The organism is Novosphingobium sp. ERW19 (assembly GCF_012641315.1).
Lineage (GTDB): Bacteria > Pseudomonadota > Alphaproteobacteria > Sphingomonadales > Sphingomonadaceae > Novosphingobium.
The window spans coordinates 20,760-38,104 of sequence record NZ_JABAIC010000005.1; the positions used below are offsets into that span (position 1 = coordinate 20,760).

A 17,345-nucleotide genomic window follows, 5' to 3' on the forward strand; every position below is an offset into this window, starting at 1 on the left:
AAATGGGAGACTGAAGATGGGGAACCGGAACGCTTTCAAGGTGCTGCTCGCAGCAAGCTCTGCAATCGCTTGCATTTCAACGGTCCACGCGCAGGAAGCGCAGGATTCTGAGACGGGCGCGCCCGATGACCAGTCGATCGTCGTCACCGGCAGCCGCATTCGCGGCATCGCCCCGGTTGGCTCGAACGTCATCGCCATCGGCGCGGACGACATCGCGCAGGAGCCGGTGACCTCGACCAATGACTTGCTCCGCCGCGTGCCGCAGGTCGTGTCGCTCGGCGCCAACCGCAACGGCGGTTCGGCCCAGAACGGCGCGGCCAACGCCACGCGCGGCGCGGGCATCAACTTGCGCGGCATTTCCACCAACGCCACGCTGCTGCTCTACGATGGCCGCCGCTTCCCGCCGCAAGGCACGCAAGGGCAGTATACCGATCCTTCGGTCCTGCCTGCCATTGCGCTCGAACGGGTCGAAGTCGTCGCCGATGGAGCGTCCGCGGTCTATGGTTCCGACGCGATCGCCGGCGTCGTCAACTTCATCCTGCGCCGCAACTTCGATGGCGTGGAGGTGCGTGCCCGCGCCGGTATCGCTGAAGGTGGCTACACCGAAAAGCAGTTCGCCGGAATCTTCGGCAAGAAGTGGGACGGTGGCTCGGCGATGATCGCTGCCGAATATACCCACAACACCCACCTGCGCGGCTACGATCTCGATTTCTATCAGGACGACAACCGCAATCGCGGCGGGCGTGACCTGCGCGTGCAGAACTGCAACCCCGGCACGATCAGCCTCGGCGGCAAGACTTACGCCATTCCGCAGGGCGGGGTAACCGCGGCCAATGTCGGCTCGCTCGTTGCCGGTACCGCCAATCGCTGCTTCTACAACGCGCTCGACACGGTGATCCCCGAACAGAAGCGCTACAATATCACCGCCGCGGTCTCGCAGGACGTGGGCGAGAGCGTGCGTCTGTTTGCCGACGGGTTCTATTCCTATCGCAACGGCACCATCGCCGGCATCAACAATATCAGCGCCACTGTGCGCAACACCAACCCGTTCTTCGTCACCCCCGTGCCGGGCACCACGCAGCAGACGGTGCTGTGGTCGATGGTCCCGACGCTGGGGCCCGACTTCAACCCTTACCACGGTGAATCCTGGAACGTGGTCGGCGGTATCGAAGCCAAGCTGGTCGGTGATTTCAAGGCGACGGCCTATTACGCCCACGGTGAATCCGAGGATGTCGCCGACCGCCGCCTGGGCGTGAACACTGCCGCACTCAACGCCGCGCTCGCCGATACCAATCCTGCCACGGCGCTCAACGTGTTCGGTGGGCCGAACAACCCGGCGACGCTGGCGAAGATCCGCGACAACCTGTTCATCATCACCGGCCGCACGAAGCTCGACGTCGCCAACGTCCAGCTTGATGGCTCGTTGTTCGATCTTCCCGGCGGCGCAGTACGCGTTGCGTTGGGTGGGGAATACCGGGAGGAGTACACCTATACCGATCTCAAGACCGGGCAGGCCGCCACCCCGCGCAGCGTGGCCGATTCCGGCACGCGCAATGTCAAGGCGGTGTTTGGCGAACTGTTCGTGCCGATCGTCGGCAGTGGCAATGCCATGCCGGGGATCGAACAGCTCTCGCTGTCGATCGCAGGGCGTTACGAGAAGTACAGCGACTTCGGCAGCACCACCAACCCCAAGATCGGCCTGACGTGGAAGCCGGTGGAATCGCTGACGCTGCGCGGCAGCTACGGTACTTCGTTCCGCGCGCCGACCTTCACCGAAGTGTCGACCATCGCGGGCGGGGCGGGCCTTTACTACGATACGCTGCCGGGCGCCTCGGGCAACCTCACCGGCATCGGCATCGCTGGCGGCAATCCGGGGCTGAAGCCTGAAACGGCAACGACATGGTCATTCGGCGCAGAGTTCCGCCCGATCAGCGCACTGCGCCTGTCGCTGACGTACTTCGACATCGACTACAAGGACCAGATCCAGGCTCTGCGCGGCACGCCGGGTATCCTCACCAACCCGCTCTACGCCTCGTTCGTGAAGCTGAACCCGACGCAGACGGAAGTGAACGCGCTGATCGCTTCGGGCCTGCCGATCAATCAGCCGATCAATGCCAATGCGGTGCAGTTCATCGTCGATGGCCGCCGCCAGAACCTTGGCCGCTCGCGCGTGCGCGGGATCGACTTTGCCGCCTATGCCAACTGGGAGCTGGGTGCAGTGAAGTTCGATGCCGGTGTTTCCGGCACGTACTATACCAAGTACCTGTTCCAGCCGCTACCGGGCGCTGCGGTTGCAAACGTCGTCGGCCTGATCAACTTCCCGCAGAAGTTCCGTTCGCAGGCGGATATCGGCGCGAAGCTGGGCATCTTCTCGGGCCGCCTGACGTGGAACCATCTGGCCTCCTACACCAACACCACGGTCACACCGGTGCAGAAGGTCTCCAACTACGATACTTTCGATCTGGGCCTGAACGTTGAGGTTAACGAGCGCCTGCGCATCGGTTTTGACGTGCGCAACCTGCTCAACGAGGATCCGCCCTTCGTTGATACCACGCGCGGATACGATCCGCAGTCGGCCAACCCCATACCGCGCATGTTCTCGATGACGGCAGGCGTGAAGTTCTGATGGCGGCGCTGCTATCGCTTCTGGCGGCGGCCACGGTCGCCAGCGCCAGCCCTGGCGATTGCAGCGCGCTTGAGGGCGCCAGCGGGGACGTGGTGGTCGCAAAGGCCACCGCAATCCCCGCAGGTGTTGCCTTCAGGCCCGACGACAGGACCACCTTCTACAAGTCCGTTCCGGTCGATGTGCCGTTCTGCCGGGTCGAGGGCCGGCTCGAGGGCACCATCGGCTTCGAACTGTGGCTGCCGATGGCATGGAACGGTCGGTTGCTCGGCGCGGGCGTTGGCGGTGACGCCGGGGTGTTCAACTACCTCGACATGAGCCTGCGCGTGGCCCAGGGTTTCGCCACCGTCACTACCGACAGCGGCCACAAGGTAACCGACGCGCACTGGATGCGCCTGCCCAAGGCCCGCACCGATTACGAACATCGCGCGGTCCACCTGACGGCACAGGCCGCGAAGTCGCTGGCTGCCCGGTTCTATGCAAGGCCGGTCGCACGCAGCTACTTCACCGGGTGCTCGGGCGGCGGGCGGCAGGCGCTCAAGGAAATGCAGGTCCACCCGCTCGATTACGACGGGGTGATCGCCGGCGCGCCGGGGCCGAACATGCCGCTGCAATCGGTGCGGATGATGTGGTTCGCATTGGAAGCCCAGCGCAAGCCGGCGGCTGCGCTCAGCGACGCCGACTGGTCGCTCTATGAAAGCGCCGTCACCCGCGCCTGCGATCCGCTGGACGGCAAGGTCGATGGCATCATCACCAATCCGCTGCAGTGCCGGTTCCGTACTGCCAAACTCCTGTGCAAGCCGGGGCAGGGCGAAGGCTGCCTGACGCCGCCCAAGCTCGCCATGCTCAATGCTGTCATTGCCCCGCTGCGCGATGAACGCGGCAGGGCGATGGACCGCGGCCTGTTCCCGGCCGTCCGCACCCGGCCCGGCCCGCCATCGCCGCTGCTGCGGGCGATGTGGGCCGATGCCGCGCACGATGATCCGGACTGGGACGCGCTGACTTTCAGCCGCACAGGCGACCTTGCCACGATCAATCGCGTCATGCCGCAGCTTCGGGCAGACAGCACCGCCATCGCCCCGTTCCTTGCCGCCAATCGCCGCGCCATCATCTACCAGGGCTGGCAGGACCCATCGACCAACGCCGGGCCGACGCTCGAGTATTACGGCGCGCTGGCCCGCGATAACGGTGGTCTGGCGAAGCTGCGCGAGGCGGTCCGGCTGTTCATGGTGCCCGGCATGTACCACTGTCGCGGCGGGCCTGGAGTCGACACCTTCGGCGCGTCCGGCCACGCGCCGGTCAGCGAGGGCCCGGCAAACGACATGCTCTGGGCGCTGATCCGCTGGGTCGAACAAGGCGTTGCGCCAGCGCGCATCGAGGCCCGCAAGATCGCCGGCGAGTCCAGCTTCACCCGTCCGATCTGCGCTTTCCCCGCATCGGCCCGGTTGGAACAGGGCGCGTGGACCTGCCGCCACGACCCTGCCCTGCTGGCATGGCCCTCTGCCCGGCTGAAACAATGACTGACACACTCAGCGACCTGCTCTGCCGCCACATCGCTACTGCCAGCTGGGAGAGCCTGCCTGATCCTGCCCGGGACGGTGCACGCAGCGCCGCGCTGGACGCGATCGGCGTGATCCATGCAGCCAGCGGCCTTGCGCCCGAGGCCGCGCCGTTCATCGCGCTGGCCCGCGCCAACGGGGCAGGGCCGTGCACGATCATCGGGACGCCGTATCGTGTCCAGCCGCTCGGCGCCGCGCTCGCCAACGGCGCGCTTGCCCATGCCGTGGACTACGAGGACGCCTTAGACCGCGCGCCTGCCCACCCCAACGCCTCGCTGGTTCCGGTGCTGCTGGCGCTGGCCCAATCACAAGGCCCGGTCGATGGTCGACGCTTCCTCACCGCGCTGGCGGTGGGCGGCGATATTGCCTGCCGGATCGCGCTGTCGCTGCGCCAGCCGATGGAGCAAGGCGGTTGGTACCCCCCGCCGATCGTTGCCGCCTTCGGCGCGGTGGCAGGCGCGGCCAATCTCCTCGGCCTGTCCCCTCAGCAGACCAGGGACGCCCTCTCGCTGACCCTGTGCCAGGTGACGATGCCGGGCGAAATCAAGCACAGCCGCTGCACCACATTGCGCGCCGTTCGAGAAGCCTTTCCTGCGCAAGCCGCGCTGACTGCCGCCATGCTGGCGCGCGAAGGGGTGGACGGTTTCGAACAGCCGCTTGAGGGCAAGTCCGGCTTCTTCGCCCTTTACGCTGGCGGGCAGTTCGACACAGGCGACCTGACCGAGCGCCTCGGTACACACTTCTGGGGCGGTGAACTGACCTTCAAGCCTTGGCCCAGCTGCCGTGGCACGCACGCATTCATCGAAATGGCGCTCGACCTTTCCGCCCGCCACGGCATCACGCCGTCTGACATCGCCCGCGTCGAAGTCAGTGTCGATGGCATCCAGTCCATGCTGGTCGATCCACTGGCGCGCAAGCAAGCCCCCGCAACCGCAATCGACGCCAAGTTTTCGATCCCGTTCACCACCGCACTGGCCCTGATGCGCGGCGCGGTGCGGCTCGACGATTTCGATGCCGTCAGCCTTGCCGATCCCGAGGTTCTGGCCATGGCCGCCCGCGTTGAGGCCCACGTCGACCCCCGGCCCACATGGCAACCCGGCGTCGGCGGTGCGATCAGGATCACGTTGACCAATGGCGGAACCTTTGAAGCATGGCTCGATAACGCGCTTGGCTGCCCTGCGCGGCCACTCTCCCCAGCGGCGCAGCGGGCCAAGTTCCTCGATTGCGTCGGGCGGGCGGCAGTACCGGTCCTTCCCGAAGCCGCCAGCCGCCTTGCCGACGCGATCCTCGGCCTTGATACCGTGGCTGACGTCGGCGCCCTGTTTCAGCCGCCAGCGTAAGCGCCCTGTGCGTCGAGACGCGCCGGTCGCACCGCCAGCACCTCGATCGCCTCGGCCTTGCCACCGAAATCGGCAAGCTCGCCTTCCTCGGCCTCCATCATTGCCCGCGCGAGCGGCGCCGACCACGCGATCAGCCCGGCTGCGGGATCGGCCTCGTCATCGCCGACAATGGTGATCCACCGCGCCTTGCCGTTGAGTCGAAACTGGACCGAGCAACCGAACGCCACAGCCTCCCCACCTGGCGCCGGCATCAGTTCGGCAGTCGCGGCGCGCGTGCTCCAGTAGCGCTGTTCACGCCGCGCCTTCTTGACCTCGGCCTCTTCGGCGCCTGCCGCAAGCAGCGCCTGAACCTTGTCCTCGCAAGCCTCCACTTGCGCCCGGATCAGCGCGAGGCCGCGTTCCGTCACGAGGTTCGGCCCGGGCGGGATCGGCAGTTCGAACACCGGTTCGAGATGTTCGTCATCACTTTCCCGGCGAAACGCGACACTCATGCACAAAACTCCAAACAGGCTGGCTTCTGATCAGCGGCCCTGCCAAAGGACCGCTATGGCACAGGCAACCCGGGCAACGAAAGCGCTCGAACAGGCCGGTATCCGGTTCGAACTGCGCAGCTATGATTATGATCCCGATGCCGAGAGCATCGGACAGGCCGCCGCGTCCGCGCTGGGCGTGGAAGCGGCGCAAGTGTTCAAGACGCTGATGGTACTGATCGATGGCAAGCCTGCCTGCGCCATCGCGCCAAGCGATGGCGAAGTCTCGATGAAGCGCGTCGCGGCAGCATTGGGGGCAAAGTCCGCCACGATGATGCGCCCCGGCGATGCCGAGCGCCTCACCGGCTACAAGGTCGGCGGGATCAGCCCCTTCGGCCAGATGAAGCGCGTGCCCGTCGTGATCGACGAGACCGCGCTGTTGTGGGACGCGATCTTCATCAACGGCGGGCAGCGTGGTTTGCAGGTGTTCCTGGCCGGAGACGACGCGGCGCGCGTGCTCGACGCGGCCGTGGCCGATATCAGCGCTGCCTAGCCACTCGCCGACGCCAGCCGTGAACGCGCCAGTGCGCAGAACAGTGCCGTCGATGTCGTGATCACCAGCGCCACGGCCAAGCGCAGCGGGTCAATCGGCGCAAACAGCCCCAGCACGCTCATCGCCGAGCCGCTCGCCAACATCTGCAGCGCCCCGGCAAGGCTCGTGGCAGTGGCGGCAAGGCCCGGCTCGGCAAAGCCGATGGCGTTGAATGCCACCGGACCCGCAAGGCCAGCACCAAGGCCCAGTAACAAGATCGGCGCAATCAGCGGCATCACGCCTTCCACCCCGCCGAGCGCCAAGACCAGTGCCGTGCTCGCGCCCAGGGCAGAGCTTGCCGTGCCGACGATCAATGCGCTGAAATGCCGTTCGATCGGAACCACCAGGCGCGTGCCCGCGATGCTCGCCGCCGCCACCCACAACAGGGCCAGCCCCGCCTCGCCTGACGAAAGCCCAAAGCGGTGCACCAACAGGAACGGGGCGGCGCCAAGGAACATGTAAAGTCCGCTGCTGGCCGCCCCCAGCGTTGCTGCCGTCAGCAGAAATTGGTGATTGCGCGCCAGTCGTGCGTAGGATGCGAACAGGCCGGTGCGCTGGTTCGATGCTGTTATAGCTGCCGTTTCGGGCAGCCGCAGCGATGCTGCCAGCAGCGTTGCCGCTCCCGCCAGGGCGAGCAGCGCGAAGATCGCGCGCCATCCGGCAAGATCGGCCACGCTCCCGCCGATCACTGGCGCAATTGCGGGCGAAATCAGCACGATGGTCATCAGTGTGGCCTGTGCGCCCTTGGCCCGCTCCTTGCCGAACAGATCCCCCACCATGACCCGCGCCGTCACCACGCCGCAGGCACCGCCCACCGCCTGAACCGCCCGCGCCGCGAGCAGCAGTCCGGTCGATGTCGCCAGCGCGCCCGCCAATGCGCCTGCCATGAACAGCACCAGTCCCGCGATCATCACCGGCCTGCGCCCCACACGGTCAATCAGTGGCCCTGCCACCAATTGTCCGGAGCCAAGGCCTGCAAGATAGACACTCACCACCTGCTGCGCCTTGGCCTCGCCGATGGCCAGGTCTGCCGCGATCAGCGGAAGTGCGGGCACCAGCATGTGGATGGCCACTGATCCTGTTGCGGCGATGGCTGCCAGGATCATGATCGCGGCGCGATAGCCTCTTTGCACCTTCACCTTTTCACCGCCGATGCGCCTCTTGGTTCATACGTCCCGAAAACTCCATGATAGCGCTTGCATGCGCCGTAATGCGTGCTTATGCAACCGATCATGAGCGATCGACTGCAGGACTTCGATCCGGAACTTCCGGAAGACTTTGACAGCCCCCATGCCGAATATGCGCGCCTGCGCCAGCAGTGCCCCGTTGCCTGGACCGAGGGTCTCGGCAGCTTCTGGGCGGTGACGCGGTATGAAGACGTAAAGCGCGTGGCATCGGATTCGGCCACGTTCATCACTTCGGTCCAGAACGTCATTCCCAAGGTCGCCTATACCGGTCGCCGGCCGCCGTTGCATCTCGATCCGCCGGAACATACCCCTTATCGCAAGGCGCTCAATCCGCTGCTCTCGCTCGATCGGGCCGAGACGTTTGCCCCGCGTGCGCGCGAACTGACCCGTGCCTTGCTGGCGCCGATGGTGGCCCGGGGCGGAGGGGACATCTGCGTCGAGGTGTCAAGCCATCTTCCGGTCCACGTCTTCGGCGAATGGATGCGCATTCCCGAGGACTGGCTCGATACGCTCCACGACAATGGCCGTGCCTTCATCCTTGCGGTGCATTCCAACAAGCCCGAGGTCATGAAGGAGACCTCGCTCCGCCTCTACGACATGGCACGTGCCCTGATCGCGTTGCGCCACGAACACCCGCAGGACCCGGCCTTCGATCCTACCAGCGCCTTGCTGGAGGCGCGGCACGAGGGGCAGCCGCTGCCTGATGACCTGCTCGTCGGCACGGTGCGGCAGGTGCTGGTCGTCGGCATGGTCGCGCCGATGGTCATGATCGGCAATATTTGCGTCCACCTCTCGCGTGACAAGGCGCTGCAGCACCAGCTTCGCGCAGACCCTGCGCTTGTGCCTGCGGCCATCGAAGAGTTTCTCCGCCTTTACACGCCTTATCGCGGCTTTGCACGAACCGCTGTCTGCCCGGTTGACTTGGGCGGCCGCACGGTCGAGCCGGGCGAGGCGATCGCGCTGATCTATGCCTCGGCCAATCGCGATGAAGCCGTGTTCCCGAGGCCCGACGAGTTCATTCTGGATCGGCCCAATATCGCGCAGCACCTCGCCTTCGGCCGCGGGCCGCACAACTGTCCGGGCATCCATCTCGGCCGCATGCAGTTGCGCGTGGCGCTCGAGGAAATCCTCGCTGCAACCAGCGAGTTCGAACTTGCCGGGCCGGTCACGGTCAGCCGCTGGCCAGAGATCGGCGCGCTCTCGGTGCCGCTGCAGTTCGCCTGATCCCGCGTAAGAGAGCAATTGCATCATCCGCCCGGAAAGCGCTAGCGTCGGCGGGATGAGTGGACCGATCGACAAGACGCCGACCCTTGATGATGTGGCGCTGATGGCCGGGGTGTCGACCGCCACCGTCAGCCGCTTCGTCAACAATCCCGAGGTCGTGGCCAAGGGCACGGCGGAGCGCATCCGTGCTGCGATCGCTGCAACCGGTTACATCCCCAATCTGCTGGCAGGCGGCTTGGCATCCAGCCGATCGAAGATGGTCGCCGTGCTGATCCCCTACCTGACGGAGTCCATCTTCAACGATACGATCCAGGCCATGGTCGAGGAACTGTCGGCCGCTGGCACCACTGTCATGCTGGGCCTGACCGGCGTTTCAGAGAAGCGGACCGAGGACCTGATCCGCGCGGCGCTCAGCCGCCGGGTCGATGCGATCATCTTCACCGGGCCGGTCACGCCCCAGGTCGATGCCATGGTGCGGCGCAGCCCGGCCCTGTTCATCCAGGTCTGGGACTTGCCCGAGGACCCGATCGGCATGGCGGTCGGCTTCTCGCACCACGCCGCCGGGCGTGACATCGCGCGCTTCCTCATGTCGCGCGGCTATCGTCGCCCCCACGTCGTCACCGCCGAAGGCGCGCGCGCCAATATGCGGCGCGCCGGTTTTGTGGAGGAATGGCAGGCTACCGGGCACGAACCGCCCAGTGAATCTGCCGTCCAGGTGCCGTCCAGCTTCGGACACGCGCGCCGCATCTTTGCCGAGATCCGTCGCTTGCCAGACATGCCCGACGTCGTGGTCTGCGGGTCGGACTATCTTGCGCAAGGGGTGATCGTCGAAGCGCTTGCCGCCGGGCTGCGCGTGCCTGAAGACCTTGCTGTGGTCGGCTTCGGCAACAGTTCGATCGCCGGCGAGATGCGTCCCACCATCACCTCGGTAGAGGTGGACGGTGCCCGGATCGCGCGCGAGGCCATCGCCGCTATCCGCAAGCACCGCCCGAACCAACCTCCGGCTGAGCGCTGGGTCGATGTCGGCTTCCGCCTCGTCGCCCGCGAAAGCGCCTAGTGGTCCGATTCTGACATTTGGCACCCTCTCCGAACGGGCGCGCTCAAATGTCAGAATCAATCCACTAGCGCGTAAGGTAGCCGCCTTCCACCGCAAGGCTGTGCCCGGTGACATAGCTGGCCGCGTCGGAGCACAGCCAGGCACTTGCCTCGGCCACTTCCTCCGGCTTGCCGAAGCGCCCGAACAGGCTGAGCGCCGGGGCGAAGTCTTCTTCGGTGAAGCCGGTCGTCTCCAGCGCACCGCGCAGCATCGGCGTGTCGATCGCGCCCGGCAGGACGGCGTTCACGCGGATGCCCTTGCCGGCATACTCCAGGCTGCCGGTCTTGGTCAGGCCGATCACGCCGTGCTTGGCTGCGACATAGGCGGCATTGTTCGGCTGCGGACGGAACGAGCTGACCGAGCCGATATTGACGATCGATCCTGAGGAACCCTGCGCAAGCAACTGACGGATCTCATATTTCATGCACAACATGACCGAGCGCAGATCGACATTGAGGACCTTGTCGAACACGGCCATGTCAGCCTCATGGATCGGCAGGACATCGGGCGTGATCGCGGCGTTGTTCACCGCGCAATCAAGGCGGCCGAAGGTGGAAACGGTCTCGGCAATCAGCGCTTCGACCTGCGCTTCGTCGGCAACGTCCGTGCGGACGGCGTGAGCCGTGCCGCCCTCGGCGCTGATTGCCGCGACAGTGGCGGCGGCGGTGTCAGCGTTGATGTCCGATACGATGACCTTGGCGCCGCGCGCGGCCAGCAAGCGCGCGGTTGCCGCGCCCATGCCCACACCCGCGCCGGTAACCACGGCGACCTTGCCTTCAAGCGATACGAGGTTTGCGTTCACGATCTTGCTCCCTGCGCGATCCACGCGCGAATCTTTGCCATGTCACCGTCGTCGAGCGGGAAGCCGCCGAACGGCATCCGAGCCCCTGAACCGCCATGGTCAATATGCGTGCCTTCCAGCTTCATCACCAGATAGGACTTGTCCGGCGCGCCCGGTTCCACCCGCATGATCGCAGGCGCACCTTCCGAAGGCTTGCTGACCAGAAAGCCGATCGCTGCATCGCCGACCAGCGACATGGCTCCCGCCTCTTCCCCGGTCAGGTGGCACGTCGCACAATTCTGCTCGAGGATCGGAACAATATCCGTTTGATACGAGACAGTTGCTGCAGGTTCTTCAGCGCGTGCCGAGATAGCGAGAGCGAGCAGACCAGCGCCCAGGGCAAGCCGCTTCATGCGCTCACCGCGTGGCGACCGGCGATGAAGCCGAAAGTCACCGCAGGTCCGATCGTTCCGCCTGCGCCGAGATATGCCTGGCCGGTCGGCGCGGCGATGCAGTTGCCGGCAGCATAGAGGCCGGGGATCGGCTGTCCGTTCGCCGCCAGAACCTGCGAGTTGGCATTGATCTGCGGCCCGCCTGCCGTGTCCAGCGTGCCGGGTGCGAGCACGATGGCATAATAAGGTCCCTTCGCAGAAAAGGGATGCATCGTGTTGTTCGGGAACGGGTTTTCAGGTTGCGTCGTGCCTTGGCGCCGCGCCGAGAACAGCAGGTGCCATTCGCGGTCGTAAAGGTATTTGCCCCGCCCGAATTCGGGATCGACGCCCTTCTTGGCATAAGCATTGAAGTTCGTGATCGACTGCTTTGCATTTGCAGCAAATTCCGGCGCAAGGCGCACGCCACCGGTGCGATCCTGCCACCCTTTGAGCTGTGCGTCGATACCCGCAAAGACCTCGTCCCAGGTCTGGCCTTCGACCAGATGCGGCTGCTCGGCCTTGTTGACCGGGAAGGGGAAGGCGCCGCCGAAGGCGTCGATGCTGCGCTGGTCGAACAGCATGAACATCAGGTGGTTGGGGTATTCCTCGTGCGCCGGGTCGTACCAGAAGTGCGCCTGCGTGCGGTCGTTGTAGTCGCGCTTCTCGTTGACCACGCGCTTGCCGTACTTGTTGACGAGGATCATCGAATCCCCCGGCAGCACGAAGGCGCCAAGGCCGATGCCGCGCGTCTTCAGCGCCTCGCCCAGCACGACCTGCGAACGCCAGCCGAGCCCCATGTTACCCATCATCGCGCCCGCTTCCTGCGCGATCGGGATGAAATCGCCGGTCGATCCCGGCAGCGAGCATGAACCGTAGACGGCGGGCTGGTGCACGTCGCACAGCTGCACGTTGTGGCTGTAACCGCCGCTGCCGAAGACCACGCCCTTGTTCGCCCGGATGCGGATCACCTTGTCGCCCTGCGTGGCTTCCGCGCCAATGACCCGGCCCGATGCGTCCTTGACCACACGGGTGACGCGGGTGCGGGTCAGGATCGGCACGCCCTTGGCCTTGAGCCAGGCATGCATCTGCGAGGCGAGGCTGCCGCCGCCCTGGGTCGAGCCGGAACCCACCGCCGGCTCCAGCGCGCGGCCGGTCGGCACCTTGTTCTCGGGCAGGTGGTCGGCATAGTCGGGGGCGGGCTTGTCCACCTGGAACAGGCGGAACTGCTTGAACTGCACCGCGCCCAGTTCCCGCAGGTGATCAATTGCGGCCGAGCCATGATCGTAGAACGCCTCGACCACGCGATAGCGATTCTCATCAAGCCCCAGCGTCGGGCTGCTGGGATTGTATTGGCGCGGATAGCCGTAGCGCACGGTGTAGCGCAGCGCGTCGGCCTTGGGGTCCTCGATGCCCTGTTCGCGGAAGATGAAGTGGTTGAAGATCCACGTGACGCCGCCCGATTTGGCGGTGGTGCCGCCAAGGATCGGCATCTTCTCGACCATCATCACCTTCGCGCCCGCCGCCAGCGCGGTGACGGCAGCCGTGCCCGCCGCCGCGCCGCTGCCGACGCACAGGACGTCGCATTCATGGTCCCAGCCCGCAACGGGTGCGTCTGCCGCCTTTGCTGCCGTGGCAATGCCGCCGGTTGCGGCGACCGCTGCGGTCAGGCCTGCGCCTGCCAGCATCTGGCGGCGGTCGATACCCTTGGTGGGCTGGGTCATGTCACGTTTCTCCCGTCTCTTCAGTCCATTGGGGCGAGCGCTGGATGCCCACCCCGTCCGACTAGGGCCTGCTGCGCAGACCAAAGTCTCCCGGCCCTCCCGCCTGCGGGAGGGCTCATTCGTTACTTTTTCCCCCCTCCCGCAAGCGGGAGGGGTCGGGGGTGGGCTTTCTCAGCGCCGAGTTCACCGCCGCCCGGCGATGTAGTCGTTGATCACCTCATGGAACCTGCGCACCCGGTTCTCCTGCCTCGCCAGGTAGGCGTCGTCGTGGCCGAGCGAGTGCAGGCCCTGCTGCTGGGTCACCGCCACGTCGAGATCCTGGATGAGGAAGTCGCCCTGCGGGATTTCGGCGCTGTAGGCGTCGAAATCGCCGCTCTGGTGTTCGGCTTCCTTCCACGGGCGGTTGCCGTAAAGCGTCGGCACGTCGGCCCCGCCTGCCACTTCCGGGGCGAGATACCAGTAGTCGAAGGTCGACCAGTTGGGGTCTTCCATGTCGGGTTCGGTGCGGAAGACGTGGAGCCCTTCGGGCGTGCCGGTCAGCGTCAGGTTGGGGAAGCAGGTGTGGTGGAACTGGTCGGTCAGCTCGTCATCGGCGAGCTTCTCGAAATGGGTATAGCCCCGCGCCGGCCCGAGCTTGCGCCGCGCCTGCTGCAGCGCAAGGCGGCCCTCCTGCGCGCGGCCCTCGAACGCGGCGGGATCGAGGTCCCATTCCTTCAGGACCTGCGCCCACAGCGGCTTCATCTGTTGCGCGTCCTGATAACGGCTCGAAGGCTGCAGCTTCTCGATCATGCGGTTGTGGCCGGTCGGGTACATCTCGAACACGGTGGTCGAGTAGTGATCGTCGATCATGCCTTCGAACTGCGGGTGCACCGCCGGGATGTGATAGGCCTCGTTGAAGTTGTCCGAGGCGAACTTCCAGTTGGTGTTGACGCGCAGCGTGCGCCACACCACGCGCTTCCAGCTGGCAAGGTCGCGGTTGCCGAGCAGCGTCGGGATGGGATCGAGGTATTCCATCAGCGGCACGGCATTGGGATCGAAGCTGTAGAAGATGAAGCCGCCCCAGGTCTCGCAGGGGACCTCCTTCATCCGCAGCTTGGCGCAAGGGGAACCTTGCGGGAAATCCTCCTCGTCCTGCACCCAGTCCAGCGCGCCGTCGATGTTCCACTTCCAGCCGTGGTAGGGGCAGGTGAAGTGTTCGCCGACGCCGCCCTCTTCCACGGTGACGAGGCGGTTGCCGCGGTGGCGGCAGACGTTGTGGAAGGCGCGGATGCCGCCGTCCTTCTGGCGCACCATGATGACCGACTGGCGCATGAAGTTGTGGGTGATGAAATCGCCTGCCTCTTCAAGCTGGCTCTCCCGCCCGCCAACGTGCCACACGCGCTTCCACATGTGCTCCCATTCGAGCGCGGCGAAGTCCTTCGACCAGTAGCGGTCACCGGTAATCGCATCGCCACGCGGCTCGGGGAACTGCGCGCTTTCGTGGGTGGGGTAGGGGGCATCGACTTCGGGGACCTGGATATAGGTGGCCATGATGGAGCGCTCCTGTAACCGGCGTTCTCCCCGAGCGCCGGATGGGGGGTTGGCAATGTCGTCTCTTGTTCTTTTTAGCGTAGCGCCGTTGCCCACCCCGTCCGACTAGGGCCTGCTGCGCAGACCCAAGTCTCCCGGCCCTCCCGCCTGCGGAAGGGCACTTACGCCCCCCTCCCGCAGGCGGGAGGGGTCGGGGGTGGGCAGCGGTTTAAACTTACTTCGCGTTGTCCAGCGTGCCCGACAGCGGCATCAGGAAATCCATGGTGTAGCGCGTGGCCTTCCAGCCCTTTTCGGTGCGGCGCACGTCGAAGTAGTAGCGGCCGTTGACGGTGACGCTGCTGCCGTCCTTGCCCTGTCCCATGCCGATCACATAGGCGCGCATCGAGGCGGTATCGCCTGCGTAGGCAGTGACCGCGAAGTTGGTCAGGTAGTGGGCGTGATGCGCCATGTTGGCGAAGACGTTGGTGAAGAAGGCGCGGATGCCATCGTGGCCGAGTTGCGGAGTGAGGCCAATGCCCGAAAGGTCAAACACCGCATCCTCGGTGAAGAGATCGAGGATTCCATCGATGTTGCCGATCGTATCCACCGCGTGGGCATAGGCGATCATCAGGTCCTGAATTGCCAGGCGATCCTCGATAGGGCACTGCATTATCATTTCCTCTCAGACACTTATGGATTTTGTTGGAATGTTTCCCCGGGGAAACATCGAAAGAACATTACATGAACATTCAATCGAACAGGGGCCGGATCGGGTCGGTCACGCCGTCCCAGCCAGCTGCGCCCTCGGCGATTTTCGTGAAGGCAGAGGTCTGGTTCTCGTCCTCCTCGACGATCTCGATCATGCAGCCCAATGCCGGCGAAGTGTCGACGTAGCAGAAGCGCATCGCGCCGAACTTGCCGTCGATGGCCACGGCGAAGCCCTGGTCGACGTAGCGCTGGCGGCAGGCGTCGTAGTCGGCGGTGTAGATGCAGAAATGGTGGAAGCCGGTCTGCCCCTTGGCGATGGTATCGCGGTAGGCGCTCGGGCGGTCGCAGTGCTGCTGGATCAGCTCGATCTGCACGCCGCCCGATTGGGCGAGCGCGACGGAGAAGTCGATGCCGTCCGATGGTGCGCCACGATATGTCGCCTCGGCCAGCTCGATGTGCGGGACCATGTAGAACGGGCCGATGCCGGTGGCGGCGATCCATGCCCTGGCGGCGGCCTCGACGTCCTCGACGATGAAGGCGGCCTGCATGACGTGTGGGCCGACCTGGCCGGGGGTGATGGTGGTGTTGGTCATTGCTTGTCCCTCTCCTGTCACGCGGGCGCACGTGCCCACCCCGCTGCGACCAGCTTCACTGCGTTCAGCAAGTCTCGCGGCCCTCCCGTTTGCGGGAGGGCAAGTCGCGTCAGTTTTTTCTTCTCCCCTCCCGCAAGCGGGAGGGGTTGGGGGTGGGCTTGCTGCCCTTATTCCCGCGCTGCCGTCGGATGCCCCAGCACCATGTCGTTCAGCTTTTCATGGAACCGCTGCACGCGCTTTTCCTGACCCGGCAGCAGGCAGCCCTTGAAGCCGCGTGAATTGAGGCCCTGCTGCTGGGTAGTGCCGATCGACAGGTCCTGATCCGCGACATAGCCGACCGAGACGCCATCGCCGTAGACCGAGTGGCGCGCTATCGCATCCTGACGCAGCGGGGCCATGCCGACCGGGGTCAGGACCTCGTCCATCTTCGCGTTTGGCGGATAGAGGCACCAGTGCTGGAACACGCACTTTTCGGGGTCGGTCGGGTGCGGTTCGGTGCGCAGGATCTGGCACTGTTCGGGCGACATGGTGATCGTCAGGTTGGGGAACAGCGTGCAGTGGAAGTAGTCCACCAGCTGCTGGTCGGTCATCGAGGAGTAGTCGTAGCCCGCATCCGCCCCGCGCTCGCGCTTGGCCTTGATCACGGCCTCGCGGATGTCGGCGGTTCGGCCGCGATATTCCTTGGGATCGATGCCCCAGGCCTCGGCGGCCTCGTAGAGCCCCGGCGGCACATCGCCGCTGACATAGTCCTTGCGGCTCGTGGCCTGGTGGCCGATCATCCACATCGCGTTGTGGCCGTTCTCGTAGATCTCGAACACGGTGGTCGGCAGGCCATCGTTGATGAAGGTGGCGAGTTCGGGGTGGATCGTCGGGAGGTGGTAGCTCTCGTTGAAGTTGTCGCGGATGATCTTCCAGTTGAAGTCGCAGTCCGCCGAAACGTTGAGCACGCGCACCCAGTTGTCGAGCTTGTAGCCGGCAAGGCGCTCGGTGTAGGGCCAGAGCCATTCGTGCAGGGGGGCGACGTCATCGTCCATGCACCAGAACACGAACGGGCCCCACGTGTCGCAGCGCAGTTCCGAAAGCGTGACCTTGCCGCAGGGGTTGCCGCCGGCGAAATCATCCGGGTCCTGCACGTGGACCAGCGTGCCATCGGGATCGAACTGCCAGCCGTGATAGCCGCAGGTCAGGCGCGGGGCCGAGCCGACATCGCCAAGGACAAGGCGGTTACCGCGATGGGGGCAGGTGTTGTAGAACGCCTTCACCGAGCCGTCGGCTTGGCGGACCATGACGACCGATTCCTTGCCGAAGTTGTGGCGGATGAAATCGCCCTCTTCCTCAAGATCGGCCAGCACGCCGCCAAGGTGCCAGACCTTGGGCCAGAGGTGCTTGTTCTCCAGCTCCATCCACTCGCGCGTGATGTAGCGGTCGGCGGTGATCGTGTCGCCGCGAACGGCTACGTCGAACTCCGGGGAGTAGCGGGAAATCTTGTCCTGAGCGGTCATTTCGGCGTC

The 17,345-nt window shown here is 65.4% G+C and carries 15 protein-coding genes; 6 read left to right on the forward strand and 9 right to left on the reverse strand.

Annotated elements, in window-relative coordinates; translation table 11 throughout:
• Positions 1–16 precede the first annotated feature (16 nt).
• From HGI46_RS11105 to HGI46_RS11115, 3 genes are read left to right on the forward strand one after another with little or no spacing between them, the layout of a single operon-like run.
• Entirely contained in the window at positions 17–2,626 is a 2,610-nt protein-coding gene (locus HGI46_RS11105) for a TonB-dependent receptor (protein WP_168904227.1), read from the forward strand.
• Entirely contained in the window at positions 2,626–4,143 is a 1,518-nt protein-coding gene (locus HGI46_RS11110) for a tannase/feruloyl esterase family alpha/beta hydrolase (RefSeq protein WP_168904228.1), read from the forward strand. The genes HGI46_RS11105 and HGI46_RS11110 overlap by 1 nt, the downstream gene beginning before the upstream one ends.
• Positions 4,140–5,522, forward strand: a complete 1,383-nt coding sequence (locus HGI46_RS11115) for an MmgE/PrpD family protein (RefSeq protein WP_168904229.1) — start codon at positions 4,140–4,142, stop codon at positions 5,520–5,522. The genes HGI46_RS11110 and HGI46_RS11115 overlap by 4 nt, the downstream gene beginning before the upstream one ends.
• Here the strand turns inward: HGI46_RS11115 and HGI46_RS11120 are convergent.
• Positions 5,507–6,013, reverse strand: a complete 507-nt coding sequence (locus tag HGI46_RS11120; RefSeq protein WP_168904230.1) for a GreA/GreB family elongation factor — start codon at positions 6,011–6,013, stop codon at positions 5,507–5,509. The two genes, HGI46_RS11115 and HGI46_RS11120, sit on opposite strands and share 16 nt — an antisense overlap.
• A gap of 55 nt (positions 6,014–6,068) precedes the next feature.
• Here HGI46_RS11120 and ybaK point away from each other — a divergent pair, with 55 nt between their 5' ends.
• Positions 6,069–6,545, forward strand: a complete 477-nt coding sequence (gene ybaK / locus HGI46_RS11125) for a Cys-tRNA(Pro) deacylase (protein WP_168904231.1) — start codon at positions 6,069–6,071, stop codon at positions 6,543–6,545.
• Here the strand turns inward: ybaK and HGI46_RS11130 are convergent.
• Positions 6,542–7,723, reverse strand: coding sequence for an MFS transporter (locus HGI46_RS11130; protein ID WP_346766713.1), 1,182 nt, complete (start codon positions 7,721–7,723; stop codon positions 6,542–6,544). The genes ybaK and HGI46_RS11130 overlap by 4 nt on opposite strands.
• A 93-nt stretch (positions 7,724–7,816) precedes the next feature.
• Between HGI46_RS11130 and HGI46_RS11135 the strand changes: the two genes are divergently transcribed.
• Both HGI46_RS11135 and HGI46_RS11140 read left to right on the forward strand, forming a co-directional pair.
• Positions 7,817–8,995: a cytochrome P450 gene (locus HGI46_RS11135; protein WP_168904232.1), complete on the forward strand. Its 1,179-nt coding sequence runs from the start codon at positions 7,817–7,819 to the stop codon at positions 8,993–8,995.
• A 55-nt stretch (positions 8,996–9,050) separates the two neighbouring features.
• A complete protein-coding gene (locus HGI46_RS11140) occupies positions 9,051–10,052 on the forward strand; it encodes a LacI family DNA-binding transcriptional regulator (protein WP_168904233.1) in 1,002 nt (333 codons plus the stop codon).
• 64 nt (positions 10,053–10,116) lie between these two features.
• Here HGI46_RS11140 and HGI46_RS11145 read toward each other — a convergent pair whose 3' ends face one another.
• From HGI46_RS11145 to HGI46_RS11175, 7 genes are all read right to left on the reverse strand, one after another.
• The gene (locus HGI46_RS11145) at positions 10,117–10,893 is read right to left on the reverse strand and encodes a glucose 1-dehydrogenase (RefSeq protein WP_168904234.1); all 777 of its coding nucleotides are present in this window, start codon (positions 10,891–10,893) and stop codon (positions 10,117–10,119) included.
• Complete coding sequence (locus HGI46_RS11150) at positions 10,890–11,285, reverse strand: hypothetical protein (protein ID WP_118075235.1); 396 nt, start codon at positions 11,283–11,285, stop codon at positions 10,890–10,892. Before HGI46_RS11150 ends, HGI46_RS11145 begins: the two co-directional genes overlap by 4 nt.
• Entirely contained in the window at positions 11,282–13,024 is a 1,743-nt protein-coding gene (locus HGI46_RS11155) for an FAD-dependent oxidoreductase (RefSeq protein WP_168904235.1), read from the reverse strand. The genes HGI46_RS11150 and HGI46_RS11155 overlap by 4 nt, the downstream gene beginning before the upstream one ends.
• A 183-nt stretch (positions 13,025–13,207) precedes the next feature.
• A complete protein-coding gene (locus HGI46_RS11160) occupies positions 13,208–14,554 on the reverse strand; it encodes an aromatic ring-hydroxylating dioxygenase subunit alpha (RefSeq protein ID WP_168904236.1) in 1,347 nt (448 codons plus the stop codon).
• A gap of 214 nt (positions 14,555–14,768) precedes the next feature.
• On the reverse strand, positions 14,769–15,203 hold the full coding sequence (locus HGI46_RS11165; RefSeq protein WP_168904237.1) for a nuclear transport factor 2 family protein: 435 nt from the start codon (positions 15,201–15,203) through the stop codon (positions 14,769–14,771).
• Between the two features lie 79 nt (positions 15,204–15,282).
• The gene (locus HGI46_RS11170; protein ID WP_168904238.1) at positions 15,283–15,834 is read right to left on the reverse strand and encodes a VOC family protein; all 552 of its coding nucleotides are present in this window, start codon (positions 15,832–15,834) and stop codon (positions 15,283–15,285) included.
• A 167-nt stretch (positions 15,835–16,001) separates the two neighbouring features.
• Positions 16,002–17,336 carry an aromatic ring-hydroxylating dioxygenase subunit alpha gene (locus HGI46_RS11175; RefSeq protein ID WP_168904239.1) on the reverse strand — a complete coding sequence of 445 codons (1,335 nt, stop codon included), beginning with the start codon at positions 17,334–17,336 and terminating at the stop codon, positions 16,002–16,004.
• Between the last annotated feature and the right edge of the window lie 9 nt (positions 17,337–17,345).

Excerpts from the sequence above, each read along its gene's own strand:
- HGI46_RS11170 (WP_168904238.1), bottom strand. The coding sequence starts at position 15,834 with ATGACCAACACCACCATCACCCCCGGCCAGGTCGGCCCACACGTCATG.
- HGI46_RS11115 (WP_168904229.1), top strand. The coding sequence starts at position 4,140 with ATGACTGACACACTCAGCGACCTGCTCTGCCGCCACATCGCTACTGCC.
- HGI46_RS11120 (WP_168904230.1), bottom strand. The coding sequence starts at position 6,013 with ATGAGTGTCGCGTTTCGCCGGGAAAGTGATGACGAACATCTCGAACCG.
- HGI46_RS11150 (WP_118075235.1), bottom strand. The coding sequence starts at position 11,285 with ATGAAGCGGCTTGCCCTGGGCGCTGGTCTGCTCGCTCTCGCTATCTCG.
- HGI46_RS11160 (WP_168904236.1), bottom strand. The coding sequence starts at position 14,554 with ATGGCCACCTATATCCAGGTCCCCGAAGTCGATGCCCCCTACCCCACC.
- HGI46_RS11110 (WP_168904228.1), top strand. The coding sequence starts at position 2,626 with ATGGCGGCGCTGCTATCGCTTCTGGCGGCGGCCACGGTCGCCAGCGCC.
- HGI46_RS11105 (WP_168904227.1), top strand. The coding sequence starts at position 17 with ATGGGGAACCGGAACGCTTTCAAGGTGCTGCTCGCAGCAAGCTCTGCA.
- HGI46_RS11175 (WP_168904239.1), bottom strand. The coding sequence starts at position 17,336 with ATGACCGCTCAGGACAAGATTTCCCGCTACTCCCCGGAGTTCGACGTA.
- HGI46_RS11140 (WP_168904233.1), top strand. The coding sequence starts at position 9,051 with ATGAGTGGACCGATCGACAAGACGCCGACCCTTGATGATGTGGCGCTG.
- ybaK (WP_168904231.1), top strand. The coding sequence starts at position 6,069 with ATGGCACAGGCAACCCGGGCAACGAAAGCGCTCGAACAGGCCGGTATC.
- HGI46_RS11165 (WP_168904237.1), bottom strand. The coding sequence starts at position 15,203 with ATGCAGTGCCCTATCGAGGATCGCCTGGCAATTCAGGACCTGATGATC.
- HGI46_RS11135 (WP_168904232.1), top strand. The coding sequence starts at position 7,817 with ATGAGCGATCGACTGCAGGACTTCGATCCGGAACTTCCGGAAGACTTT.
- HGI46_RS11155 (WP_168904235.1), bottom strand. The coding sequence starts at position 13,024 with ATGACCCAGCCCACCAAGGGTATCGACCGCCGCCAGATGCTGGCAGGC.